Origin of the sequence: Xenorhabdus sp. KJ12.1 (assembly GCF_963876495.1) — a bacterium.
GTDB lineage: Bacteria > Pseudomonadota > Gammaproteobacteria > Enterobacterales > Enterobacteriaceae > Xenorhabdus > Xenorhabdus stockiae.
The window spans coordinates 14,947-41,763 of sequence record NZ_CAWNQH010000083.1 but is presented as its reverse complement, the minus strand read 5'-3'; the positions used below and the strand labels follow the sequence as shown (position 1 = coordinate 41,763).

The window sequence follows — 26,817 nt, the reverse complement described above, 5'->3', positions numbered from 1 at the left end:
ATTCTTTTAAAAGGCTTCTGTATGACCGCATGTAATCATCTTCAGCGTCACTCATTCCCGGCGAATAAAAAGCAAAGTTACCAAAAAACAAGTTATCAAAAACAAAGCTATCAAAAACAGTTAAACAGCGGAACATTAACTGTGACGGCTGAGTGTGGTGAAACGTCTCTGGAAGCGTTGTTTGATATTGCTGAACGACGTAATCCGAAAAGGGCATTCTTATTTGTCAGCAAAGTGCTCGGGCGTCATATTCCGGTCAGTCCGTCTATTATGCGTACAGTTTATCAGCAGTTGTCAGATAAGTTCCCAGTTGATCTTCCCGGGCCGGTGCTCTATATCGGGATGGCAGAAACGGCGGTTGGTCTGGCGGCGGGGGTTTTTCAGGAAACCCGGCATAAAGTTACTTCTCCGATATTTCTGACATCAACACGCCATCCGGTTGAAGGTGATTTGTTGTGTGAGTTTAAGGAAAATCATAGTCATGCAACAGACCATCTGATCTACTGGCCGAAAGAAGAACATTTGCGCCAGCGGGTAAGCCATGCCCGTACACTGGTTCTGATTGATGATGAAGCAACGACTGGCAATACTTTTCTCAATCTGTTTGAAGCATTGCGTTGTGCCGGGCTGGAACATATTGAACATATCATTACAGTGACTCTGACGGACTGGAGTGGGCAAAGCATCATAAAACGCTGCCCGCTTCCTGTCTCAGTTATTTCCCTGATAGAAGGTGAGTGGCAATGGGATGCGGATAGTTCAGCTCCTGTGCCGGTTATGCCTGCGGTGAATGTCACGGCACGGGGAAAAATCGATATTATCGGCACGCAGAACTGGGGGCGCTTGGGGCTGGACGATATTCAATATGATCTGGGAGCTGAGATCCTGGCTAACGTTGGTGAAAAGGTCTTGGTGCTGGGCTCCAGTGAATTTGTCTGGCAACCGTTTTTGCTGGCAGAACGCCTTGAACAAGAAGGGGCTGCCGTGAAGTTTGGTTCGACAACCCGTTCTCCTATCTCTTGCGGGCACGCTATTCAGTCTGTGATGGCATTTACGGATAATTATGGTCTGGGGATCCCCAATTTTCTTTATAACGTAGCGCACCAGCAGTTTGATCGCGTCCTACTCTGCCTTGAAACACCTAAAGCCGCAGTTGATCCGAATCTGATGGAGCAATTATCTCTGGTTGCTCCAGTGATAGAGATTGTGACTTATGATTAAGCCCGTATTTTTTACTGATCTTGACGATACGTTATTTCAAACCTGCCGGAAAATAAATGATCTGACGGATATTACCTCGCTTCGCGTAGCGACTGTAGACAGGCAGCAGGCTCCTCATAGTTATATGACAGAACAGCAGGCTATGCTGGTTGACTGGCTGTTGGCGAATGCGGAAGTGATCCCTGTGACAGCCAGAAATACAGAGCAGCTTAGCCGGGTACAGCTTCCGTTCACTTCATGGCGTATTGCCACTCACGGTGCGGTGCTTCTGACACCGGAAGGGCATGCGGATCAGGTATGGCAGTCACATATGTTGGCTGAACTTCAGCATTACCGGGATAAATTGCTGGAATTGGAATATCAGGGGAATCGACTGATAGCATCCGGCGGTTTTTCTGTATGGTCACGCATTAACTATGAATATGGTGATGTCCCTGTTTATATTTCGTTTAAGTGTAATAAGCATAATCGGGCAAAAGAGCTTAAGACGCTGCTTACAGCAGTGACTCAGGTGATGAGTGATATTTTTGATGCCGACGATTTTTATTTTCACTACAACGATAATAACCTCGCTTTTCTACCTAAATGTGTCGATAAGGGATTGGCAACTCATCACCTTCTGCAAAGGCTTCACGATGAGAGAGGTGTTTTTCCTGTTATTGGCATGGGGGATAGCTTAAGTGATCATCGGTTTATGAAATGGTGTGACTGGCTTGCGATCCCTCAACGCAGTCAATTTGCTGACACATTAACGGCTTCTTTATTCGGAACCCTAAATAAATGAATAGTTTTCTTCCTTTTTCTGGCTCTTACGCCAGCGGTGATGTTCATTTCTTACTAAAGCCTGTTCAGATTGAAATGACACCGGTTGAGATTAAAGAACAGTTAATTCAGTCTGGCACCCGTCATTATTCTGAAATGTTGAGTCAGGAACCAGAACCGACCTCTTATCACCTTGAACTGTTTGATAAAGCACTGGAAATAGGAGCAACCAGACTGGCAACTGAAGTTGTTATGCTTGCCAAAGCTTTGGTATCACGTTTTGGTGACACACCTATTGTGCTGGTGAGCTTAGTCAGGGCGGGAGTTCCTCTGGGTGTGATGTTGCATCAGGTTTTACGGGATATGGGGCAACATTCGTATCACTATGGGATCAGTATCATACGGGATCGTGGCATTGATGATACGGCGCTCTCGTATATAGAACAGCAGCATGGGACGGCTGGTCTGGTATTTGTGGATGGCTGGACAGGTAAAGGTGCGATTACAGCAGAATTATCCCGTTCATTAGCTGGACGGCCGGGTTATTCAGGTATTCCCCGTTTGGTCGTACTGGCCGATCCGTGTGGATGTTCGTGGCTGGCAGCCAGTGATGATGATTGGTTAATTCCTTTTGGGATCATGGGAGCACCGGTATCAGGGTTAATATCGCGTTCAATCTGGAGTGAAAATGGGTTGCATGGATGTGTGAAATGTGATCATCTGAGTGAGTTTGAATGCAGTGGAATGCTGGTAGATACTGTTGCTGAATGCCGGGGGCATCTGGATTTGGCGACCATACCTGCGGCTGATTGGCAGCCTCAGGAGAAAATGGTTTTACTGCAATTAAGTAAGAAAGTTATTTCCACTCTTGCTGATTTATATGAGGTCAATAGCATTAATCGTATCAAACCGGGAATTGCGGAAGCAACGCGTGCTGTGCTGAGGCGTGTTCCTGAACAGGTACTTGTCCGTTCTAAAAATGATCCTGACGTTGCTTTGCTGGTTTATCTGGCACAGCAGAAAAATGTTGCCATTACAGAAGTAGGTGATTTGATTGGCCAATATCGGGCAGTCACGATTATCAAAAAAGTAGCATAAAAAAGGTGATCCGATGAAACAGAACCCTTTCGCAAACCAGCTTGGCGCGACACTTTATATGCCAGCGACCCGCCCAGATATTCCGGAAATTATCCTGTGTAATAAAGTGGTAGGATTACGTTCTTTGGTGATTTGTCTGGAGGATTCGGTCGTAGAAGAGGATATTCCCGTCGCTATCGAAAACCTCGTATCTGTATTACAGATACTGGCTGCGGCTAAGGGTTCAGCCGCTAATACTGATCATTATCCATTGATTTTTATCCGCCCACGGAATGAGTCTATGGGACGATATCTGGTCAATACTGTTGATCTTAGCCTTGTCACGGGTCTGGTATTGCCTAAATTCACGCAATCATTATTACCTGAATGGTGGGATATTATTGCTTCAACGCATCTTGGCGTTATGCCGACATTGGAAACTGAAGATGTTTTTGATGTGCAGCAAATGAACTATTTGGCCGATAAGCTAAAATCTCACCCTTTCTGCGAGCGGGTCATTGCGTTACGTGTTGGTGGTAATGATCTGATGAATCTTATTTCGATACGTCGTTCGCGTGAACTCACGTTATATGATGGCCCAATGGGGTATGTGATAAAAATGCTGGTGGCTGTTTTTGGTTCACGAGGTTTTTATTTAACAGCTCCCGTTTGTGAGCATATTGATAATCTGGAGTTACTTGAGAAAGAGCTTGTATTGGATATTGCTCATGGGTTTGTCGGGAAAACAGCTATTCATCCACGGCAAATAGAACATATCCATAAGGCATTGATGGTGAACAACCATGATTATGCTGATGCCTTAAAAATCCTTAATACAAAGCAGGCGGTATTTAAGTTTCAGGGCGCAATGTGTGAACCGGCTACACACTGGCGCTGGGCTGTAAATATTCTGGAACGGGCGAAATATAATGGTGTCTGTTCAGGAAGTGAAACTGAAAATTATGGGGTTTTTAACTCGCTTTAATATTGATTTACCAGCATGAGAAGCTATGCTGGATGCTGTGTTTATATATTAGGAAGTTACCGTATTCCTGACTTGGTAATTGAAAACGATGTTACTTAGCCCCAAACAACTCAGAAATTTTAAATTAACTTTGCTGCTTTCTCATGAAAGACCTGTCAGCAAGGTAAAAGTGATCGAGGCACTTAGTTGTTCTGGTCCAACATTGACTCGTACTTTAAGGGAACTAAGGGATCACTATCGTGCTGATATCCGGTTTAGCAAAATTGGAAATACTTACCAACTAGTAGATAAGGGGTTATTGACCAGAAAAGAGGTGCGCAGGATTGAAGAGCTGCTCACTCAGCATAATAACTTTGAATTAAAGGAAGCCACCAGCCACGTTTTCCTTGATAAGGAAAAGAAGAAACCGGTTTCCCTGTCATTACGGATGTCTGTCATCCGAAAAATAGACGGGCTATCCAATCGGCTTGGAACGAGCAGAAGTGAGATAGTTGAAATGTTCGTAGATAGGTTTATCGACGAATTACAGAAAGAAACCGCGAATGGTCATTCACGAAAAAGAACGGAGCCCCTTAATGCCAGCAAGTAATATTGAACTGGCATTAGGGCGGGTAAGATTTCTTTCTAATGATGATGGCGTGTGAGTTTATCCAGATATCCCATCACAAATGCTGATACCACAAAAGTGAGGTGGATAATCACATACCACATTAATTTACTATCCGGCACATTCCGAGCATCCATAAAGACACGCAGCAGATGAATGGATGAAATGGCAACAATGGAAGCCGCAACTTTATTTTTAAGCGAAGTGGCGTCCATTTTTCCTAACCAGTTTAATTTCTCTTTGTGCTCTTCGATATCTAATGTTGAAACAAAGTTTTCATAACCGGAGAACATGACCATCACTAATAATCCGCCAACCAGAGCCATATCAATCAGAGAAAGCAAAGTCAGGATCAACTCTGATTCAGCGATGGAAAAAATATGTGGCAGGACGTGAATGATCTCCTGAAAAAATTTTATAGCTAGTGCAAATAAAGCCAGTGATAAACCAAAATAAACAGGTGCAAGTAGCCAACGAGAGGCATACATTGTGTTTTCAATAAATCTTTCCATGTTGTTCTGAATATGTTGCAAAAGGAGCTGCATTATAGATCAAGATCGTGTGTGAGCTAATACATATCAACGAACCCTGAATTCTGACTCTAGTTTACTAACCCCTAATCCATTCATCTTTTCCACTTTGATTTGCACAGGGATACGCTCTTTCATGGCTTCAACATGGCTGATAACGCCGATGGTTTTCCCGGTTGCATTAAGGTGATCGAGTGCATCCAGTGCGATATCGAGAGTTTCAGAATCCAGCGTGCCAAATCCTTCATCAAGAAACAGGGATTCTATCTGGGTTTTGTTGCTCACCAGATCAGATAGTGCTAATGCCAGTGCCAGACTGACAAGAAAGCTTTCGCCGCCGGAAAGCGTTTTGGTATCTCGAATAGCATCGGCTTGCCACATATCAACCACTTGTAACTCAAGGCCGACATCATCTTTGTTTTGTCGTTTGCGTTGCAGATAGTAACGGCCATGTAATTTTTCTAACCGGCTATTTGCCAGATGTACCAAATGATCCAGTGTCAGCCCCTGAGCAAAACGCCGGAATTTAGCACCATCCGCAGAGCCGAGCAGGTTATTGAGATAGCTCCAGTCATCATAATTCTGTTGTGAGAGAGCTATTTGATCTAACAATTCTTGCTGATGATGTCTACTGTTGGCATCACTGGTGAGCCGGTTTTTGACTTCACCTTGCTGCTGGTTATTTTGTTTTAATTCATTGGCGGTATTACTTAACAACTCAGCTAGTTGTGATGGTTCAAACTGTTCCAACAGTAACGGTGATTTTTCCCTGTGGCGCTGTAACAGGGTTTCAGATTCGTGGCACCGTGTTTTAGCCTGCAGATTCTGTTTGGCAAGTTGTTCCTGCAGCCGTTGAAGATTTTCTCGTTGTTCCGGCATCAGTAAAGCCTGTTCAAAAGAGGCTTGATTAGGAAACTCTTGTTGTTGCAGACCTTGCTGGAAGGTGTCGGATGCCTGTTTGTATGCGGCTTCGGCAATATGGCAGCTTCGTGTGATTTCACCCGCAGCACCCGTTAATTGATTTACCTGATTCTGTAACTGTTGTAGATCAGCAGTGGCTTGTGTACAGGCGTTACCCAGTTCGCTCGCTTTTTGCTGCAATTCCTGACGTACAGTGTTGACGGATTGTTCGCCAAATAATTGATAACGTTGCTGCTGGGTTTCCTGCAATACCTGTTTCTGCTGTTGTTGCTGTTCAGTCAGTATTTGGTGTTTATTGATTATTCTGCTTTTTTGTTTTTCCAGTTCATTCAGTTTGCTTTGCAGGACGGCCTGTTCCTGCTGCAATTGCTGCCATTTTTCGCGGGAGCTGTGATAGTTTTTCAATTCAGTTTCACGTTGTTGTAACCAATTTCCTACTTCCTGCGGCTCTGGCAGTGTAAACGGCGTATCGTGTAATGTATTGATTAATTGCTCTGTTGTTGTGGCATATTCTGTTTCTGCCTGATGGAGTTCAGCCGTATTTTCCTTCAATTGCCTCTGATATGACTCTTGCCTGACTTTTTCCAATGCTGATTTTTGTTCATCTGATTTGGATTGTTCACGATGAGCTGAGAGTGTTTTTTCTGCAATTTGGTACTGCTTTTCAGCCTGCGTCAGTATTTCATATTGTTTCTGAGATTGGGTATAGGCTGACTGGCGCAGGGTAATAAAGTGCCTGACAGATTCAGCTTCCATTGGTAATTCGGGTGCTAGCAGTTGTTGGCAATGGTACTGCCATTGTTTAGTGATTTCTGCCAGCTGGGATGTGAAACGTTCTATGGATTGCTGTAGTTGTTCACTCTGCTGTTGCTGGAACTGCTGCTTTTGCTGTAAAGCAGAACGCTCTCCCTGTAGCTGCTCTATTTTTTGGCTAAGAATTTTCAGCCGCTCTTCTGATTTTGGTAGGGTGATGTTCTGATATTCACTAATCAAAGGGTGGTTATTTGACCCACAAAGCGGGCAGGCTTCCCCCTCTTTGAGCTGATTACGCTCCTGTTCCAGACTAATAATACGCTGTTCCAGACGAATTCGGGCGGTTAAATCCTGATGGTGTTGTTGTGTTTCTGTCAGTTGTATCTCAAGGGTATTTAACTGATCAGGTAAAGGCTTCAGTAATGATTGTGTTTGTGCAAATTGCGCTTGATTAGTTAAGATCGTTGCCTGTATTTGCTCGACTTGAGGCAGAAAAATTTCCAGTTGGTTTTGTGAATTGAGCTGTGATTGGTAATCTGATAACTGTTTTTGTAGTTGATCGGGTGAATATTGGGTTTGTAAGCTCAACAGTTTTTTTTCTGCAAGTTCAAGTGAATTCTGTAATGGTTGGTATTGTGCCGCCTGTTTTTCCAGAACTGTATTTAAACTATTCAGGTTTTCAGTTGTACGGGCAAGCTCAGTAGCCATTTGTTGTTGTTTTTGTCTGAGCTTGGTTATCTGTTCCTGTTTTTCTTTCTGACGGGAAAAGAGTTGCTGCCATTTCGGTAACTGTTTGTCGAGAGTGCGGAAATGAGGATGTTTTTCATCGTATGTCTCCAACACTTTCTGTTCTTTATTCAGCGATATGTGCTGGTTTTCAGCCAGTTGATACTGAGCTGATATTTCAGCGAGTTCCTGATTCTGTACAGTAGCTTCTTTTTCCAGCGTGAGCAGATCCTTAGACTGAATAGCAATCTTATGATCGAGTGGCGTAACCCGTTCCGAGATCAATTTCTCCTGCTGTATATGATGCTGTTGATATTCTTTTTGAGCCTGTTCCAAATTAAGCTGTTTTTGTTGGGCGGGTTGCAGTAAAGCAACCTGTCGTTGCAGCTCGAATTGGATTTTTCTGCTTTGCTCATCAAGGCGCTGTTGTTCGGTTAAAGCCCGATTGTATTCATCCCAGAATGGTCGGATTTTTTCAGCCGGTTCGCTGGCAGTCAATTGTTGTAACTGAGGAGAAGCATCCTGTATAGCCTGTTCAGTCTGTTGCAGTGATAACTTATGGTTCGTTAGTGACTGTTCTAGTTCATGCTGCCGTACAACCCATTGCTCAGCAACCTGTAAATCTTTTAGCTGTTGACCAAGCTGAATTTCTGAGGCAATCAGCCGTTGTTGTTGATTGCGATATTCTTCCAGTTGTTCTGCTGTTAATAATTCAATTGAAGATGCTTTTGCCTGCTGAATATTCAATTCGGACTGGGCTTCTTTATGGCGCTGATAAATCTCCTGTGACAGAATGCCATAAATTTCTGTACCGGTAAGTTCTTCCAATAAATCAGCCCGATCTTTATCATCGGCGTTTAAAAATGCCGCAAAATCCCCTTGTGACAGGAGTATAGATTTAGTAAACCGTTTAAAATCAAGTCCGGTTATTTCAGCAATCTTTTCTTTTTTATCGGGAATTTTGTCAGCCAGAATTTTGCCTGTTTTTTTATCCGCCAATTCTCCTTTCGGTGATTGGAGTTTTCCATCAGCCTGATTACGGGCACGCCGCTGACTCCAGAATGCCCGATAAGCAACACCTTTGATTTCAAATTCGACTTCTGACAGACATTCTGCGGTATGACGGGTCATTAATTCGTTCTGATTGGCTGAAATGGTACTGAGCCGGGGAGTCTCGTGATATAAGGCGAGGCAGATGGCATCCAGAAGCGTAGTTTTTCCCGCTCCGGTTGGGCCGGTAATGGCGAATAATCCATTGCTGGCAAAAGGCTCTGCTGTGAAATCAATTTTCCATTCACCCTGTAGAGAATTAATATTTTTCAACCGTAAGCTAAGAATTTTCATACTGCATCCTGACCGTTATTTCTGACTATTATTTCTGTGTACGCTGCTGAGTAATATCATCCAATGTTTGCCTGAACAGAGTCGTCAGGCGCTGTTTTTTTGGCTGATCGTCAATTTCAGCCATAGCCAGCCGTCGTTCGAAAACTTCGGAAACGCTTAATTCAGTCAGCGTCTCTTTATTTTTCTCTGATAATGAGATTTGACGAGCACTTTTGCTGCGGCGCAACAGAATAATTTCTACAGGTAAATCCGCAGCCATAGTTTGAATACGTTTCTGAATGTCATGCAGATAATCCTGCGTTGCTACTTCAATATCCAGCCAGACAGGGCGCTCTCCCTGATAGTCACTGAAAGTGTGTAATTGCTCTTCTATTTGTTGCAGATTACCCCGAATGAGTTGCATTGGTTGATAATTCGGGACAGGTAACAGGGTGAGGCGATTGAATTTATCTTCCTTGAAATCCGCCAGACAGACACTTTTCTCTTGTCCAACTTCATCAAAACTCAATGGAATGGGAGAACCGCTATAACGGATATGCTCAGTTTTATTGACAGACTGAGGGCGGTGAATATGCCCCAGAGCAATATAGTCAGCAGGAGGGAATGCTTGTGCCGGGAAGGCATCCAATGTGCCAATATAAATATCCCGCACGGAGTCAGTTGTGGAGGCTCCAACTGTGGTTAAATGCCCGGTTGCAATAATCGGCAGAGATTGGCCAAGCTGCTCCCGTAAGCTACACGCCTGTTGGTAGAGCTGGTGGTAATGTGCAGAGATGGCATCCTGTAAAGCCTGTTGTTTCTGTATGGCTGACTGGCCTGCTTTACTGAACATAATATCTCGCGGGCGTAGATAAGGAATAGCGCACAGAATGGCTCCAGCCTGACCATTTTTGTTATTCAATACCTTAATTTGCTGTTGGGTATCAGTTTCAGCACAGGCAATAACAGTGGTATTCAGATAAGAGAACAGGGTTTTTGATTCATTGAGTGTTGCGACGGAGTCGTGGTTTCCTCCAAGAATGACAAGCTGACAGCCAGTGGATTGTAGGTCTACCACAAATCTGTTGTACAGTTCCCGGGCATAGCTGGGCGGAGAACCTGTATCGAAAACATCTCCGGCAATAATCAGGGCATCAACCTGATGTTCATTTATTTGTCTGATAAGCCACTGTAAGAAGTGCTGATGCTCTGCCGCACGGTTTTTAGTAAAGAAATATTGCCCAAGATGCCAGTCTGACGTATGAATAATCCGCATATTTTTGCTCTGCTTATCTTGCCTGTGTTACTGCTCTGCGCTGTCCTTGCGTCCAGCCTGCCCTGTTCAGATGTTAATTATAATGTGTGTTCTGCGGATGTCGTGGGTAATTATAATTTCATTCACAGATTTTCGAGCGGCTTCGCAATGGCAATGAAATAGAGTAATTGGTTGATAAATTCCTCGTAAGGTTGGTTACAGTTTTATGATTAAGATGAAATCTATTTCATAAAACTGTAATAAAATTGACTCACAATAGTTCACTGTGAATTTTGCTGACTTCAATCATACTGACAGGATTAACCATGGTTAGACGTATTTTGGTTGTTGAAGATGAAGCCCCAATTCGTGAAATGGTCTGTTTTGTTCTGGAGCAAAACGGATATGAGCCTGTTGAAGCAGAAGATTATGACACTGCCGTAGGGTGTTTGTCTGAACCTTATCCTGATTTAGTCCTGTTGGACTGGATGTTACCAGGTGGTTCAGGAATACAAATTATCAAACAGATGAAGCGTAATAACCCCACCAAAGATATTCCTGTCATGATGGTGACTGCACGGGGGGAAGAGGAAGATCGAGTGCGTGGGTTTGATGTTGGTGCTGATGATTATATTACCAAGCCATTTTCCCCCAGAGAGTTAATTGCCCGCGTTAAAGCTGTATTGCGTCGTATCTCCCCTATGGCAGCAGAAGATATTATCAATATAGAAGGACTGATGCTGGATTCTATATCTCACCGTGTTTCCAGTCAGGGGCAAAGTGTTGATATGGGACCAACCGAATTCAAACTTCTTCATTTTTTCATGACGCACCCGGAGCGTGTTTATAGTCGCGAGCAGTTGCTCAACTATGTGTGGGGAGCGAATGTTTATGTAGAGGATCGCACGGTAGATGTACATATTCGCCGCTTGCGTAAGGCACTAGAAATGGGTGGACATGATAAAATGGTGCAGACTGTTCGTGGCACAGGCTATCGCTTTTCTACCCGTTATTAACCTTTCCGGTCAGGTTTTGGCTACCTACATAAATTCAGTTTGAGAAGCCAATAATGAGGCAACTTGAAAAACAACAAACCTGTACTGGAGAGAGTTAAGTGCTTGAGAGATTATCCTGGAAAAAGCTGGTACTGGGGTTATTTATTTTCTGTCTGCCCGCAGTGATTTTGTCTTTCTTTGTCGGCCAACTGGCGTGGTTACTGGTTATTGCATTACTTCTGGCATTAGTATGGCATGGCTATAACTTACTGAAGTTATCTGACTGGCTCTGGCTTGATCGCAGTATGTTGCCTCCGACTGGCAGGGGAGGATGGGAACCAGTTTTCTATGGTATTTACCAGTTACAGCAACGTAATCGTAAGCGACGCAGGGAACTGGCATTATTAATTAAACGGTTCCGCAGTGGCGCAGAATCATTGCCGGATGCTTTGGTAATGATGACAGTGGAAGGGAATATTTTCTGGTGTAACCGTCTGGCTCAGCATTTATTAGGGTTTCGCTGGCCAGAGGATAATCGGCAGTCTATTTTCAATCTTCTTCGCTACCCTGATTTCAGCCGTTATATGGTAGCGGGTGATTTTACTTCTCCTCTCTCTCTTGAATTAAATAATGGTCATATCGTGGAATTTCAGTTGATGCCTTACTCGGAAAATCAATTATTGATGATTGCCCGTGACATCACGCAAAAAAGACGGTTGGAAAACTCCCGTCGTGATTTTTTCGCAAATGCCAGTCATGAACTGAAAACGCCGTTAACAGTGCTACAGGGTTATCTGGAAATGATGCAGGATCAGGAGCTCAGCGGGAAAGCAAGTCAGAAAGTAGTGGGTACTATGCAGGAGCAGGTACGGAGAATGGATTCTCTGGTCAGTCAGTTACTACATCTTTCCAGAATTGAGAGTGGCTCAAAGGTAGATGTGCACAATATGGTCGATGTTCCGGCTATGCTGGCTTTATTAGAGCAGGAAGTACAGACATTGGCAGATAAACAGCATGATATTGTATTTAATGTCGATAACACACTATATGTGCTCGGAAGTGAAGAGCAGCTCAGAAGCGCAATGTCGAATCTTATCCATAACGCTATTAACCATACCGAACAAGGAACCCGCATAGAGGTCAGTTGGTTGAGAACAGTTCATGGAGCGCTGTTTAAAGTCGAGGATAATGGACCCGGGATCAGCCCTGAACATTTACCGCGCCTGACAGAACGTTTCTATCGCGTTGAACGTTCACGTTCGAGAAGAGCGGGTGGAAGCGGGTTGGGGCTGGCGATCGTGAAACATGCCTTACACCACTACAATACTCATCTTGATATCACAAGTACGGTCGGGAAAGGTTCTGTATTCAGCTTTTTATTACCTCTGCAGTGTATTGCTCCTGATACAGAAACTGATTAAAAAATCATAAGGTTAATAAAATTAAATGGTAATAATACAGGCAATAAAATGATTTATTAGCCAATGTGGGCAAAAAAAGTGCAAATCATATAGGGTGTAATCAATGATAGATGATAATAATCACTAATTTTGAAATTAGTTTGAAATATTGCTCTGCTTTTCGGTTTGTTACTTGCCTTTTAACGCTATAAAAGTTTTACTTGTGGGCAGTTGTTGGCGATTCTACCTGTTATTACCACTATCATTTTGTATCTAACAAGTATCAGTAAATATGATACTAATTACTGACTGTTTCATCAGGAACCAGTTTCGCCAGTGAAAATTCAAGTGCTTGCAATATTTCCTATTGTATATGCAATTCTTTTAGCAACAATAATGTAACAATCATTATGACACATCGTTTATCATCTAAGGATATTTGGGCATTAGGCTTTATGACCTTTGCCCTGTTTGTTGGTGCGGGAAATATCATTTTCCCACCTATGGTTGGCTTACAGGCAGGTGAACATGTTTGGGTCGCTGCTGCTGGTTTTTTGCTTACGGCTGTAGGTTTGCCTGTTATCACTGTTATTGCCCTGGCAAAAGTCGGTGGCGGTATTGAAGCGCTGAGTTCTCCTATCGGTAAAACAGCGGGTTTAATACTGGCAACGATCTGCTATTTGGCTGTTGGTCCGTTGTTCGCAACGCCGAGAACAGCAACAGTTTCTTTTGAAGTGGGTATTGCTCCGTTAACAGGTTCAGGTGACCTTCCACTTTTTATCTATAGTGTTATTTATTTTTTGCTGGTGATTTTGGTTTCGCTATATCCGGGCAAATTATTGGATAGCGTCGGGCATGTTCTGGCACCAATCAAAATAGCGGCACTGGTGATTCTTGGAGGTGCTGCTGTACTATGGCCGGCAGGGCATCCTATTCCTGCCATTGATACTTATCAGGAGATTCCGTTTTCAAACGGCTTTGTGAATGGCTATCTGACAATGGATACTCTGGCGGCGATGGTATTTGGCATTGTTATTGTCAATGCTGCACGCTCTAGAGGAGTGAAATCTTCTTCATTACTGACGCGTTATACGATGTGGGCAGGTTTGATTGCAGGGTTTTGTCTGACTCTGGTTTACCTTTCTTTGTTCAAACTGGGAGAGGGTAGTGGCGACTTAGTACCTACGGCTGACAATGGTGCGGCTATTCTGCATGCCTATGTTCAGAATATTTTTGGTAACTATGGCAGTTTCTTCCTTGCGATACTGATCTTTATTGCTTGTATGGTAACTGCAATAGGCTTAACTTGTGCCTGTGCTGAGTTTTTCAGCCGCTATCTGTCACTTTCTTATCGCACTCTGGTCTTACTTTTGGGGCTCTTTTCCATGTTGGTTTCCAATCTGGGGCTGAGTCATCTGATTACGTTTTCAATTCCGGTACTTACGGCAATTTATCCCCCTTGTATTGCGCTGATATTGCTGAGTTTTACTAACCGCTGGTGGCATAATTTTACCCGTATTCTGGCCCCAGCTATGCTGGTAAGCCTGATGTTTGGGATTTTGGATGCCATTAAATCATCTCATTACCTGTTACATTTGCTGCCAGAGTGGGCCACTCATCTACCTTTAGCAGATAAAGGTCTGGCATGGTTAATACCAACTCTGCTGTCAGTGGTTGTATTTGCTCTTTATGATCGCATTGCGGGAGAAGCCAAACTCCCAAAGCATGAAATCCAGCAGGGACAAAGCTGATTATTATATTTTGATGTTTTTGTAGTAATAAGAAAATGAAACACCACAGCATGGATTTATGCTGTGGTGTTTTTGTTGTTCATTTTTTCACTAAAATAATTGTGCTTATCAGTAAATATAAAACCGAATTTTATTCATAATGAAAAAAACTCTGGTGAATTTAATCATTATTAGAAAGTGTTTTTTTAAATTCAGACTTATTAGTAAAAAATAATGGGAAAATGAAAATCATATATTAAGCATTCAATTATAGATAAGAGTAACCACCATGTTTGAAATTTAATTTGGAATATTGTTCTGCTTTTTGGTTTGCTACTTGCCTTTTTGCGATATAAACGCTTTACTTATACTTGTTTGTTGGCGATTCTGGTTGTTACTCTGATTGGGTAGCATGTGCTTATCACTGAGCATAAGCTCCTCTCAGAATTAAAGTAAAAATTCAGTTTACCAATGAAAATTCGGTGCTTATAGCGGTTTTTTTATTTACATTTCGTAACCGCGTTTATAGCACTTATCATTTCATATGTAATTTTAAACAATAATATATTATCAATCACTATGGCACATCGTTTATCATCTAAAGATATTTTGGCATTAGGTTTTATGACCTTTGCCTTATTCGTCGGGGCGGGAAATATTATCTTTCCGCCTATGGTTGGCTTACAGGCCGGAGAGAATGTTTGGATTGCAGCTGCTGGCTTTTTGCTGACCGCTGTTGGTCTGCCTGTTATCACTGTTATTGCGCTAGCGAAAGTCGGTGGCGGTATTGAAGCGCTGAGTTCTCCCATGGGGAAAACGGCGGGTTTGATATTGGCTACTGTCTGTTATTTGGCGGTTGGCCCACTATTTGCAACACCGAGAACGGCAACGGTTTCTTTTGAAGTCGGTATTGCGCCAATAACCGGAGGCGGCAAACTTCCGCTTTTCATTTACAGTGTCATCTATTTTCTGTTGATGATCCTGATATCTCTTTATCCCGGTAAATTATTGGATAATGTTGGACGTATATTAGCGCCTATTAAGATGTCTGCATTAGTTATTCTGGGGATTGCAGCTATATTGTGGCCGGCAGGTAATCCGATTCCGGCGACTGATGTTTATCAGGAAATGCCATTCTCAAATGGTTTTGTGAATGGTTACCTGACTATGGATACTCTGGGGGCAATGGTTTTTGGTATTGTGATTGTTAATACTGTGCGTTCCAGAGGAGTGGAGTCTTCTGCATTACTGACTCGCTACACCATATATGCAGGCTTAATCGCAGGGCTTTTTCTTACGCTGGCTTACCTCTCTTTTTTCAAATTAGGTGAAGGTAGCGGTGCATTAGTACCTAATGCTGAGAATGGTGCAGTGATCTTACATGCTTATGTTCAGAATACTTTTGGTAACTATGGCAGTTTTCTCCTTGCGGTACTGATCTTTATGGCCTGTATGACGACTGCAATTGGCTTAACTTGCTCCTGTGCTGAGTTCTTCAGTCGTTACCTGCCATTGTCGTATCGTGCAATGGTTTTATTATTGGCTTTTTTCTCCATGCTGGTTTCCAATCTGGGGTTGAGCCATTTGATTACGTTTTCAATTCCGGTGCTTACAGCAATTTATCCACCTTGTATTGTGTTAGTACTATTGAGTTTCACCAGTGGTTTGTGGAATAACTTTTCCCGGATACTGGCTCCGGCTATGCTGGTGAGTCTGATGTTTGGGGTGCTGGATGCAGCTAAGGCTTCAAATTATCTTGTTCATTTTTTGCCGGAATGGGCGACACATCTCCCTCTGGCTGACCAAGGACTGGCATGGCTAATTCCGACTTTGTCGTCGGTGGGTATATTTGCTATTTATGACCTTATTGTGGCAGAAAGAAAAATTCCAAAGCACGAGGTATAGCAGAAATAGAAGCGATTATTATTCGTTAATTTTATTTTTAGAAACGATAAGCGGCACTAATTTGTGCCGCTTTTTACCTTTATGGGTTATCTATTATTTTTAAAAGATAATTGCGTTATTGAACAGTAAATAGAATTTTGTTTCGCTTGATAAGCGATATTATAAATCTCCACAATAATGTAAGTAAAAAGTTTGAAAGAAAGGTAATTACTGTCGAGTGTTCTGAAGTTTTTCTGGTGAGTGTAAAGGTAAGGCTGAATACCATTATGGGGTAATTAATGCTAATAATTTTTTCCAAGCAGGAAAATCATTCATGAGTTTAATAATAAAAATTAATCCCCTATAAAATATAGTTGGATATAAAAATGAATTGACAGTTTTAAGTTTTATAGCATTAATAGCGTGTTAGTCAAGGGGGGGAGCGGATTCGATAGGGCTATGAGTTTGCTCAATCAGAGTAACTATTTCGGCACCTTTATACGTTTACTCAGATTATATTTATTGAGTCAATATTCTTTAATATTAATGTGAGCTTAAATATCACCTTTTTGGTATTAACGAAAAATTATATATATTTAGGTACTTAAGGAATATATAGGTAGTTATTTTACCAGATTGCGATGCTTTCTTCTGATGACTTCCGGCATTAGGTATGCCGAACGTGGTGGAGTTTGCACTACTTTAATTGATGGCAACGAGCGTGAGGCTCATTAGATTGAGTGAAAACACTAAACGTAGCACCCAACAGTATATCGTGGCATTATCTACGATAATCCACTGCTCCGTCATATCTATTCTGGGTCAAGATGATTCAGAACATAAATGAGATACTAACAGACTCATTACACAATAATATCGACGAGATAATGGAGACACTTAAACGCTGTTTGGATAAGTGGCACCTTATCTAGAGATAGTTATTGGCGATTGTGGCTGTTTTTATCGCTATCATTTTGTATCTTGCGGGGATTAGTGAATATGATGCTACCACTGATTGTTGGATCAGGATCCAGTTTCGCGAGTGGAACCCAATTAACTGCATTGGTTACTATCTTATCTGTAATTGTATTTAAAACAATAAGTTAACAATTATTATGACATACTGTTTATCATCTAAAGATATTTGGGCATTCGGTTTTATGACCTTTGCCCCATCCCGCGGGGCAGAAGATACGATTTCCCCATCTATGGTTAACCTGAAGGCAAGTGAGCGTGTTTGGAACGCTGATGCGGCTCTTTTGCTGACTGCTGTGGAACTGGATACATGTGCTGGCACCGTATCTGTTCGGGGGTTAGCATGAGTCAACAATGGACTTCCCGTTTGGGACATATATTAGCAGCAACCGGATCTGCCGTTGGCATTGGTGCCATTTGGAAATTCTCTTATGTTTCAGCCACAAATGGTGGTGGTGCATTTCTGATTGTATTTTTATTGTTTAGTTTTGTGATTGGACTAGCTGTCCTGTTAGCTGAAAATATACTGGGCAGTAGTACAAGTGAAGTGGCTGTTAATGCGTTTAAAAAATTACTCGGTAAACACTGGGGATGGGTTGGCTTTATAGGTGTACTGAGCTCATGGTGTATCTATAGTTTCTACAGTGTTGTCGGTGGCTGGACCATCGGTTATACGGTGATGGCGGGCACAGGCCAATTAAATATTACAGATACCTCTCAACTGACATCTATTTTCACCAATTTCATTAGTGATCCTTGGTGGCCGATAATTGCACATCTGGCATTTTCAGGGCTAACTTGTTACGTCGTGCTATCTGGTGTGCAAAAAGGCTTGGAAAAAGCAGTTAAGGTCATGATGCCAATGTTATTCCTGATCATGATAATGCTGATTATTGTTGGTATCCGCTTACCCGGCTCATCAGAAGGTCTAAAATTATTTTTATACCCAGACTTCAATAAATTGACCGGAAAAGGTGTTTTAGATGCATTAGGGCTGGCATTCTTTTCACTTTCTATCGGTTTGGGTATCCACATTACTTATAGTTCCTATTTACCGAGTAACAAAGGTATTTGTAGGTCGAGTATCTGGGTTGTAATCCTCTCCTGTTTGGTCTGTGTATTGGCTGGTCTGATGATTTTTCCTGCTTTGGCTGCGGCTGGTTTACAACCCAATGCAGGCCCCGGCTTAACGTTCATGACAATGCCAATTTATTTTGCGAGTCTGCCCGGTGGTTCAATTCTAGCAGTCACGTTCTTTTTGTTATTACTGATGGCCGCACTGACCTCAGCAATTTCATTACTTGAGCACATTGTTGCTTATGTTCAGAGTCGTTTTAAATGGCGGCGCCGTAAAGCAAGCTTAGTCGTTACGGCATCGATTATGTTAATGGGGATCCCTGTTTCCTTATCTTTTGGCCCGCTAAGTCACGTTACATTAGGTGGAAAAACCATCTTTGACATGCTGGATTTCATTACGTCCAATGTTCTGATGCCATTGTTCGGGATTATCATTTGCCTCGTATTTGGCTGGTCACGTAAGGCTAATGATTTAATTCCTGAGAATATGCCATCGCGGAGCCGCCAGTGTTTATTGTTTATATGGAGATATGTCGGGCCATTATGCATTGGGGTGATTTTAGTACACGGTCTTATGCCTAGCTAACACACTATCTGAGTGGCTTTGAAAAATAGCTAAAATAAATAAGGGTGGGCATTTGAATGCCCACCCTTATTTTTTTAACTGCGTTTTTTAGCTGAGGGTATTGTTTTTAATAGCCGATGGCTGCACCGGCTGGTCGCCGTACATCATTGGCTCCATAGATATATCCTTCGCGGACCTTGCCTGAAACAGCAGAGTCATTACCTGATGAGTTGACCGGAGAAACTCCGGCTGCACCCGGCAAACCTATCATGATTAATTCAGTTGCACCCCATGGAGTCTGCTCCACCATTTTATAGCCCATTTTTTCCAGCAGATTTAAGGTATCTTTCGAAAGACCACGCTGCTCATAATAGACTTCATCTGGCAGCCATTGGTGATGAATACGTGGGCTGTTCACGGCTTCTTGTGGCGGCATATCAAAGTCAATGATATTCAGCGCGGCCTGTAAAGTAATGGAGATAATTCTTGAACCCCCCGGAGAACCTAAAACCAGAAAAATTTTATTATCTTTGGTCACTAATGTCGGGCTCATTGATGATAGTGGGCGCTTACCGGGGGCAATGGAGTTGGTTGCTCCCTGAACCAGACCATACATGTTTTTCGCGCCAATTTTCGTGGTGAAATCATCCATTTCATCATTGAGGAAAAAGCCGGTTCCCGGTGCAATAACGACAGCGCCAAAGCGCCCATTAATGGTATAAGTTGTTGATACCGCATTACCATCTTTATCTACCACAGAATAATGCGTTGTTTCCGGTTTTTCATGCGGACCAATACCCGGTTGCACCAATTTGGAAGGTGTCGCTTTGTTCGGCTGGATCTCTTTACGGATGGATTCTGCATAACTTTTGCTTAACAAGCGATCAAGCGGGTTTTTAATAAATGCAGGGTCGCCGAGATAGGTATTTCTGTCGATGTAAGCATGGCGCATGGCTTCAGTCAGGGTGTGAATATAGGCTGCTGAGTTGAACCCCATCGATTTCAGGTCATAACCTTCAACAATGTTCAGTATTTCACACAGTGTGGCCCCGCCGGAACTGGGTGGAGGCGCAGAGATAAATTTATATCCGCGATAGCTACAGGTAACGGGCGCTGTTTCGGTAATAGTATAATTGGCAAAATCAGCTGCTTTGATGATCCCGCCTGATTTCTTTGAAGTTTCTTCAATGATTTGAGGAATTTTGCCATGATAGAAAACATCCGGTCCTTGCTTGGCAATCATTTCCAGCGTGTTGGCTAAATCAGTCTGAATTAATTTGTCTCCGGGCTGGAATGGAGTGCCATCTTTACGCAGAAAAATTCGGGCAGCTTCTGGATCCTGAGCAAAACGTTTGACTGTGGTATCCATAATATCGGTATCACCACGGGTCAGGATGTAACCTTCACGAGCCAGCTTGATGGCCGGAGCCATTACTTGTTCGCGGGTTAATGTACCGTATTTTTGTAGCGCAGTATCCAGCCCCATAACTGTTCCCGGTACACCAACAGCGTAGTACCCGTACAGGCTGGCTCCTTTGATAACATTACCGTCTTTGTCCAGATACATATCGGCACTGGCCGCCGCAGGTGCTGTTTCACGGAAATTAATAAATTTATCTGTACCATCTGCCAGATGGATGGTCATGAAACCACCACCACCGATATTACCGCAGCAGGGGTTAACGACAGCTTCTGCATAGCCTACAGCAACAGCGGCATCAATAGCGTTACCACCCATTTTGAGAATATCAACACCCACCTGGGATGCCAGATGTTGTGCACTGACAACCATGCCCTGCTTGGCTTCAACTGCCAGTCCGGTGGCTGCGTAAAGAGAGGATGAAACGAATAGTGAGGCGACGATGAACGGAATTTTCCATGTTTTGGACATATTTTCCTCCTGATTTTTGGGCTGTAGGGGAAGGCCCAAAAGGTTATAAGGTTATGTTAATTATTTGTAATATAACATTATCGGAAGCTCAGGATTTTGGGAAGATGATTTTCTATGTGTCAGTCAATAATTCGGAATATTTAATAATGAATCTTCATTTGCATACTTCGGATTTGAAGTTACTTCGCGGCGGCAAGTAAAAAACAAGTAAAAAAACTGTGTGATTGTGGCAAGTGAGTGCAACTAACAAAGAGGCAGCCTGCAAGACAATGGATAAGAAAAAACCAGCCGACAGTGCGGCTGGTTTATAAAATCCGTTAACAATGTGATGCTATTAAAGGATTGAATACTGACGAAGATTACAGTTTGTCAGCATTTTTAGTCAGGTATTTTGCTACGCCTTCAGGAGAAGCGCCCATACCTTCTTGGCCTTTTGCCCACTGTGCAGGGCAAACTTCGCCGTGTTCTTCGTGGAATTGCAGCGCGTCAACCATACGCAGCATTTCGTCAATGTTACGGCCCAGTGGCAGATCGTTAACAACCTGATGACGAACAACACCGTTTTTATCAATCAGGAAAGAACCACGCAGAGCAACACCCGCTTCTGGATGCTCAATGCCGTATGCTTTCATGATGTCACGTTTGATGTCAGCAACCATTGGGTATTTAACTTCTCCAATGCCGCCTTCGCTGATTGGAGTTTTACGCCATGCGTTGTGAACGAACTCAGAGTCGAAAGAAACACCAATAACTTCAAAACCACGTTTTTGGAATTCTTCATAACGATGGTCGAAAGCAATCAGCTCAGAAGGACAAACGAAAGTGAAGTCCATTGGCCAGAAGAAGATAACAGCTGGACGACCATTCAGGTGATTTTTCAGGTTGAAGTTATTAACGATTTCGCCGTTACCGAGAACTGCAGAAGCTGTAAAATCAGGGGCTTGGCGGGTTACTAAAACCATAATTGACTCCTAAAAATTCTGTAGGTGTTTGTGGAAACGGGTTACAGCATAAGGAATTAAGTGATAGCAATAAAGGATAAATTACCAATTGATATAATAGCTTTTACCTATCAATAACCTATTTTTAATTCCTTTTGGCCTACCATAAGATAAAGCTATTTGGAAAAAGTGCAAGGTTCTGGCGAAATTTCCTGTCTGGGCAGGCTGTTGTTCATAACAAGATCCATCATTTGCGGATAAAACTGCCAGAATAGTGTTTCAAAATCAGAGTAATGCTCTTCGATATCCTGATAAGAACCTGCCAGTGCGGATAATTTAGGGCGTCTGCGTGCCATACCCTGTAGCACATTGGCAATGCATGTCAGATCAGCGTAACGGATAAGCAGATTTTGTGACCAGAGGTATTGATTCAGCTCCTGAAATTTTTCAGGGGTAACACTGATGTGAGGCTCTATTTGATTGCGCGCTAGCTGCACAAACTCAGGCAAGGAGTAGTTCTTTTCGAGTTTGTTCCAGTGCTTGGACAGAAAATGATCCCAGATAATATCAAGGGTTATAGGGGCTACGCGCCGATATTCGCTACGAAATAGAGTCCGGGCTTCGATGACCAGCGGATGACTATCTGTCAGGCTGTCTATCCTGCGATGAAGTCGAATGCCCGAGACAACATCAGGAGCGAACCGGCCTTCCGGGGCTCCACGGACAAAATCCGCCATTAAATTACCCAGCAGAGAGCTTTCAGATAATGTAGCTAAATGGAGGTGTGCGAGAAAATTCATGGTGAGAGTATAACGCAAATAGTTAAACTAATATGCTTCTTTCTTGCACCATTGCCCGTGCAGCACTAGACTAGTCCGCCTGTTTTTTTGAATGATACAGATAATAATGCGTGTCGCTGATTTTACATTTGAACTGCCAGAAGAGTTAATTGCTCATTATCCCCAACCACAGCGCAGTGGCTGCCGCTTGCTCTCCCTTGATGGGGAAACGGGGGAGCTGACTCACGGTATTTTTACTGATGTGCTGAATAAACTGGAAGCAGGTGATCTGCTGGTTTTCAATAACACCCGGGTTATTCCTGCCCGCCTGTTTGGCCGTAAGGCAACAGGTGGCAAATTAGAAGTTTTGGTCGAAAGGATGTTGGATGATAAGCGAGTACTCGCTCACGTTCGTGCATCCAAGGCTCCAAAAGAGGGTACTGAACTGATCCTCGGCGAAGATAAAGCGCCTGATGGTAATCAGATCGTTAAGGCTACCATGCTGGCCCGCCACGATGCTTTATTTGAGATTCGTTTCGATGATAAGCGTGATGTATTGACCATTCTGGATGAAATCGGTCATATGCCATTGCCGCCTTATATTGCCCGTCCTGATGAAGAATCAGATAAGGAATTATACCAGACGGTATACAATGAGCGTCCGGGCGCCGTTGCTGCACCGACTGCCGGATTGCACTTTGATGAGCCGCTTTTGGCTGCCTTACGTGAAAAAGGTGTCGAAATGGCGTTTGTCACTCTGCATGTCGGAGCGGGGACTTTTCAGCCGGTGCGTGTAGATACCATCGAAGACCATATCATGCACGCTGAGTATGCAGAAGTACCGCAGAATGTTGTTGATGCAGTACTGGCATGTAAGGCCCGTGGCAATAAAGTTGTAGCTGTGGGGACAACATCCGTCCGCTCGCTGGAAAGTGCGGCCCGAGCTTGTCAGGATGGGCTGATTGCCCCGTTTTTTGATGATACCCAAATTTTTATCTATCCGGGGTTTGAATATCAGGTTGTTGACACTCTGATTACCAATTTCCATTTGCCGGAATCCACTTTAATCATGTTGGTTTCTGCATTTGCGGGTTATAAAAATACCATGAGTGCTTATAAGGAAGCAGTAACTGAAAAGTATCGCTTCTTTAGTTATGGCGATGCGATGTTTATTAATCGCAACTCAATAGCTGCAAAAGAGATGGTAGAGGTTGCCACTGATATTGATCAATCTGAATAGATGGATTGAGGGAATGATTAACCCGCAGAAAATTGCGGGTTAAATGGTTACTCATAATTAAGCAGCTCTGACTATATAATTGAAGGCTATGTTGCGGGGGCGAGTTTCTTTTCCTGTCGAGTTAGCAACCGCATTATCCATATAACCATAACCACCAGATCCCATCCCTATGGCAATGCCTAATCCTCTGGGATCAGCACCATAGTTAATGTTTTTTTGAACGCTATTAAAAATGGCGTTTCCTGTCCCTAAATTCTCAGCCCCAGCAGTGGATCTAGACCACATGCGGTGAATTCTGTGGTTATGTGGCGCAATATCTGCTGCTTGATTAGAAAGTAAATGTCGGCCAGTATCCACTCCTCGGCTATTATCCCAACCGCGAATAAACTCTCCTCGCAGATCGGGTAGTACACCAGAGGGATAAGCAAGCGCAAGTTTCGGGTATCTTACAGGATCAAATGAGTCACCATTACATATCAGCCAACCCTCTGGTGGTGTTTCTGTTGGCCAGGGTACAGGAACGCCAACAGGCAAGGATAATCCTTCCATGACTGTTTCTATTCCAAGGTTTTTAACAAATTCTTTCTTATCCGGTATGTCAGCCCCGTTCTGAGCCTTTGCTAAGCGAGTATTAGCATTGTCATTTGCACTATTAGCCGCATTGTTCGCGTTATTAGCGTTATTGTTTGCCGTATTCGCCAACTCATAAGCCGTTTTAACCGCTTTTGGTGTTGCCGCCATCGTCTCGCTATCACTGCCGGTATCATTACTCAGAATAGTAAAACCTTTATCTTGTAGAGTGGCATCTGGATGGTTGCGGCTTTGAGCGTGTTCTGCAATCGCTTTTTTGACATATTCTGGTGTTGTAACAACAGCGAGGTTACTCTCTTCTGAAACAAGGACGTCAGTCTTTTGATTTTGCATCGTTATTCCCTCATTTAATCAACAATACACATTGCCAAGTAATATAAAGGCGTTGGATGACTTCTCCGCCAGTGAATATCAATAACGTGGTTTATCGATACTGAAATAACTGTCTTAAACGATATTTGATAGGTGCATGTTTTATTGCAGGATGACATACAATGACAGGCAGGTAATTAATCAAATTTATCAAATAACTGATGGGATTGGTGGAAGTTTCATCTCTGGTTTATTGGTGTTTTTTATTTTTACCAGAAACATTGGCGGCACTTTATGAATGCAGGCTGACACCATTGATATTGGATTAAAACCCGTCAATTCAGATAAGCTGCTTCATGCAGTTTTTTTGAACCCTCTGGACCGAAGCTATATCAGAAGGTTAGCAAAAAGGTGAGGCACATTTGGCACACAAAAATTTCCTAATATCCTTCAAACTTTTTTAATGATGTGTCAACTTTGACAAAATTGTGTCACAAGGAAGTAAGAATGGCACAAAAATTCGTAAATATTGACATACCGTATATCACAAGGCTGGCGTGTACAGTGGCGTCATTAGTGTTTAGAATGCATCATTTTAAGTCAAACATCAGACTGTTTTTCTGATGTCTGGAGGTTAAGTGAAATTTGAGTTACAAAAAACGGATGGGCATGCCCGCCGTGGCCGTCTGATTTTTGATCGTGGTGTAGTGGAAACACCTGCCTTTATGCCAGTGGGAACTTACGGCACAGTTAAAGGTATGACACCGGAAGAGGTTAAAGATACAGGAGCACAAATCCTGCTGGGCAATACTTTCCATCTTTGGTTGCGTCCGGGTCAGGAAATTATGAAACTGCATGGAGATTTGCATGACTTTATGCAGTGGCACGGCCCGATTCTGACTGACTCCGGCGGTTTTCAGGTTTTCAGCCTCGGTGCTATGCGTAAGATTAAGGAAGAAGGTGTTCATTTCCGCAATCCTATTAACGGAACGCCTGTTTTCCTCAGCCCGGAAAAATCAATGGAAATCCAGCATGATCTGGGTTCCGATATCGTTATGATTTTTGATGAATGTACGCCATACCCAGCGGACTGGGATTATGCCAAACGTTCTATGGAAATGTCACTGCGTTGGGCAGCACGCAGCCGCCAGCGTTTTGATGAGCTGGGCAATAAAAATGCGCTGTTTGGTATTATTCAGGGCAGTGTCTATGAAGATTTGCGTGATGTATCTGTCAAAGGGCTGGTGGAAATCGGTTTTGACGGTTACGCAGTGGGTGGTCTGGCTGTGGGTGAACCAAAAGAAGATATGCATCGCATTTTGGAACATGTCTGCCCACAAATTCCGCAGGATAAGCCACGCTATTTAATGGGCGTTGGTAAGCCGGAAGATTTGGTTGAAGGTGTTCGTCGCGGCATTGATATGTTTGACTGTGTTATGCCGACCCGTAATGCCCGAAATGGTCATCTTTTTGTAACGGAAGGTGTGATCAAGATCCGCAATGCGAAGCATAAAGAAGACACATCGCCATTAGATGAGCATTGTGACTGCTATACTTGCCGGAATTATAGTCGTGCATATCTGCATCACCTTGATCGTTGTAACGAAATTCTTGGTGCAAGGCTGAATACGATACATAATTTAAGGTATTATCAGCGTCTGATGGCTGGAATTCGTCAAGCCATTGAAGAAGACAGACTGGAACAGTTTGTTGAAGAGTTTTATCAGCGGATCGGTAAACCCGTTCCACCGTTAAATGTATAATTTGGCGTGACTAACCAGCCTCAATGTGTGTAGCATATTGGGCTGGTTTTTGATCGAGCCACTGTCGATTTTCGATAGCAATTTTTTCGATAACCAATTTTCGTAATCTGTTTGTTTGTAAACTGTTTTTTCGCAAAATAAGTGTTTTCGATAACAATGAGGGATATTTGATGAGTTTTTTTATTTCTGAAGCTGCGGCAGCTGCTGGCGCACCAGCACAAGCTCAGGGAAACCCATATTCTCTGATTATCATGCTGGTTGTTTTCGGCCTGATTTTCTATTTCATGATCCTGCGTCCACAACAAAAACGCACCAAAGAACATAAAAAACTGATGGATTCCATCTCCAAGGGAGATGAAGTGCTGACTTCTGGTGGTTTGGTTGGTCGTGTCTCTAAAGTGTCTGAAACGGGCTACGTTGTTATTGCCCTGAATGACACCACAGAAATAACTGTCAAGCGTGATTTCGTTGCTGCCATTCTGCCGAAAGGTACAATGAAAGCTATTTAATTTTC

At 43.1% G+C, this 26,817-nt stretch carries 21 protein-coding genes; 14 read left to right on the top strand and 7 right to left on the bottom strand.

The window, feature by feature from the left end:
• Window positions 1-21 precede the first annotated feature (21 nt).
• From AACS92_RS14720 to AACS92_RS14700, 5 genes are all read left to right on the top strand, one after another.
• Entirely contained in the window at window positions 22-1,221 is a 1,200-nt protein-coding gene (locus AACS92_RS14720; protein ID WP_099108880.1) for a phosphoribosyltransferase domain-containing protein, read from the top strand.
• Window positions 1,214-2,005 carry a hypothetical protein gene (locus AACS92_RS14715; RefSeq protein ID WP_099108749.1) on the top strand — a complete coding sequence of 264 codons (792 nt, stop codon included), beginning with the start codon at window positions 1,214-1,216 and terminating at the stop codon, window positions 2,003-2,005. The genes AACS92_RS14720 and AACS92_RS14715 overlap by 8 nt, the downstream gene beginning before the upstream one ends.
• Entirely contained in the window at window positions 2,002-3,081 is a 1,080-nt protein-coding gene (locus AACS92_RS14710) for a cysteine protease StiP family protein (protein ID WP_099108748.1), read from the top strand. Before AACS92_RS14715 ends, AACS92_RS14710 begins: the two co-directional genes overlap by 4 nt.
• Window positions 3,082-3,094: 13 nt before the next feature.
• A complete protein-coding gene (locus AACS92_RS14705) occupies window positions 3,095-4,045 on the top strand; it encodes an HpcH/HpaI aldolase/citrate lyase family protein (RefSeq protein ID WP_099108747.1) in 951 nt (316 codons plus the stop codon).
• A gap of 88 nt (window positions 4,046-4,133) precedes the next feature.
• Window positions 4,134-4,634, top strand: a complete 501-nt coding sequence (locus AACS92_RS14700) for a tellurium resistance protein TerW (protein ID WP_099108746.1) — start codon at window positions 4,134-4,136, stop codon at window positions 4,632-4,634.
• Window positions 4,635-4,669: 35 nt separating this feature from the next.
• On the opposite strand, the gene AACS92_RS14695 is transcribed toward AACS92_RS14700, so the two are convergent.
• The 3 genes from AACS92_RS14695 to sbcD all read right to left on the bottom strand — a co-directional run bounded on the left by AACS92_RS14695 (window position 4,670) and on the right by sbcD (window position 10,181).
• A complete protein-coding gene (locus AACS92_RS14695; protein WP_099108879.1) occupies window positions 4,670-5,164 on the bottom strand; it encodes a TIGR00645 family protein in 495 nt (164 codons plus the stop codon).
• A 66-nt stretch (window positions 5,165-5,230) separates the two neighbouring features.
• Window positions 5,231-8,926: an AAA family ATPase gene (locus tag AACS92_RS14690; protein WP_099108745.1), complete on the bottom strand. Its 3,696-nt coding sequence runs from the start codon at window positions 8,924-8,926 to the stop codon at window positions 5,231-5,233.
• 28 nt (window positions 8,927-8,954) lie between these two features.
• Complete coding sequence (sbcD, locus tag AACS92_RS14685; protein WP_099108744.1) at window positions 8,955-10,181, bottom strand: exonuclease subunit SbcD; 1,227 nt, start codon at window positions 10,179-10,181, stop codon at window positions 8,955-8,957.
• A 305-nt stretch (window positions 10,182-10,486) separates the two neighbouring features.
• On the opposite strand from sbcD, the gene phoB reads away from it, so the two are divergent.
• The 6 genes from phoB to AACS92_RS14655 all read left to right on the top strand — a co-directional run bounded on the left by phoB (window position 10,487) and on the right by AACS92_RS14655 (window position 18,807).
• A complete protein-coding gene (gene phoB, locus AACS92_RS14680) occupies window positions 10,487-11,176 on the top strand; it encodes a phosphate regulon transcriptional regulator PhoB (RefSeq protein WP_099108743.1) in 690 nt (229 codons plus the stop codon).
• A 98-nt stretch (window positions 11,177-11,274) separates the two neighbouring features.
• On the top strand, window positions 11,275-12,576 hold the full coding sequence (phoR, locus tag AACS92_RS14675; protein WP_099108742.1) for a phosphate regulon sensor histidine kinase PhoR: 1,302 nt from the start codon (window positions 11,275-11,277) through the stop codon (window positions 12,574-12,576).
• 389 nt (window positions 12,577-12,965) lie between these two features.
• On the top strand, window positions 12,966-14,306 hold the full coding sequence (gene brnQ, locus AACS92_RS14670) for a branched-chain amino acid transport system II carrier protein (RefSeq protein ID WP_099108741.1): 1,341 nt from the start codon (window positions 12,966-12,968) through the stop codon (window positions 14,304-14,306).
• 558 nt (window positions 14,307-14,864) lie between these two features.
• On the top strand, window positions 14,865-16,190 hold the full coding sequence (gene brnQ, locus AACS92_RS14665) for a branched-chain amino acid transport system II carrier protein (RefSeq protein WP_099108740.1): 1,326 nt from the start codon (window positions 14,865-14,867) through the stop codon (window positions 16,188-16,190).
• 1,094 nt (window positions 16,191-17,284) lie between these two features.
• On the top strand, window positions 17,285-17,491 hold the full coding sequence (locus tag AACS92_RS14660) for a branched-chain amino acid transport system II carrier protein (protein ID WP_099108739.1): 207 nt from the start codon (window positions 17,285-17,287) through the stop codon (window positions 17,489-17,491).
• Window positions 17,488-18,807: a sodium-dependent transporter gene (locus tag AACS92_RS14655; protein ID WP_099108738.1), complete on the top strand. Its 1,320-nt coding sequence runs from the start codon at window positions 17,488-17,490 to the stop codon at window positions 18,805-18,807. The genes AACS92_RS14660 and AACS92_RS14655 overlap by 4 nt, the downstream gene beginning before the upstream one ends.
• Window positions 18,808-18,913: 106 nt before the next feature.
• Here the strand turns inward: AACS92_RS14655 and ggt are convergent, their stop codons facing one another.
• The 3 genes from ggt to AACS92_RS14640 all read right to left on the bottom strand — a co-directional run bounded on the left by ggt (window position 18,914) and on the right by AACS92_RS14640 (window position 22,418).
• Complete coding sequence (gene ggt / locus AACS92_RS14650; RefSeq protein WP_099108737.1) at window positions 18,914-20,677, bottom strand: gamma-glutamyltransferase; 1,764 nt, start codon at window positions 20,675-20,677, stop codon at window positions 18,914-18,916.
• Window positions 20,678-21,036: 359 nt separating this feature from the next.
• Window positions 21,037-21,639, bottom strand: a complete 603-nt coding sequence (locus tag AACS92_RS14645; protein WP_099108735.1) for a peroxiredoxin C — start codon at window positions 21,637-21,639, stop codon at window positions 21,037-21,039.
• 155 nt (window positions 21,640-21,794) lie between these two features.
• Entirely contained in the window at window positions 21,795-22,418 is a 624-nt protein-coding gene (locus tag AACS92_RS14640; RefSeq protein WP_099108734.1) for an acyl carrier protein phosphodiesterase, read from the bottom strand.
• Between the two features lie 106 nt (window positions 22,419-22,524).
• Between AACS92_RS14640 and queA the strand changes: the two genes are divergently transcribed.
• Window positions 22,525-23,637, top strand: coding sequence for a tRNA preQ1(34) S-adenosylmethionine ribosyltransferase-isomerase QueA (gene queA, locus AACS92_RS14635; RefSeq protein ID WP_099108733.1), 1,113 nt, complete (start codon window positions 22,525-22,527; stop codon window positions 23,635-23,637).
• A gap of 57 nt (window positions 23,638-23,694) precedes the next feature.
• Here queA and AACS92_RS14630 read toward each other — a convergent pair whose 3' ends face one another.
• The gene (locus AACS92_RS14630) at window positions 23,695-24,561 is read right to left on the bottom strand and encodes a phage tail protein (RefSeq protein WP_099108732.1); all 867 of its coding nucleotides are present in this window, start codon (window positions 24,559-24,561) and stop codon (window positions 23,695-23,697) included.
• 617 nt (window positions 24,562-25,178) lie between these two features.
• Between AACS92_RS14630 and tgt the strand changes: the two genes are divergently transcribed.
• Both tgt and yajC read left to right on the top strand, forming a co-directional pair.
• The gene (tgt, locus tag AACS92_RS14625) at window positions 25,179-26,303 is read left to right on the top strand and encodes a tRNA guanosine(34) transglycosylase Tgt (protein ID WP_099108731.1); all 1,125 of its coding nucleotides are present in this window, start codon (window positions 25,179-25,181) and stop codon (window positions 26,301-26,303) included.
• A 170-nt stretch (window positions 26,304-26,473) separates the two neighbouring features.
• On the top strand, window positions 26,474-26,812 hold the full coding sequence (gene yajC / locus AACS92_RS14620; protein WP_047962359.1) for a preprotein translocase subunit YajC: 339 nt from the start codon (window positions 26,474-26,476) through the stop codon (window positions 26,810-26,812).
• Window positions 26,813-26,817 lie beyond the last annotated feature (5 nt).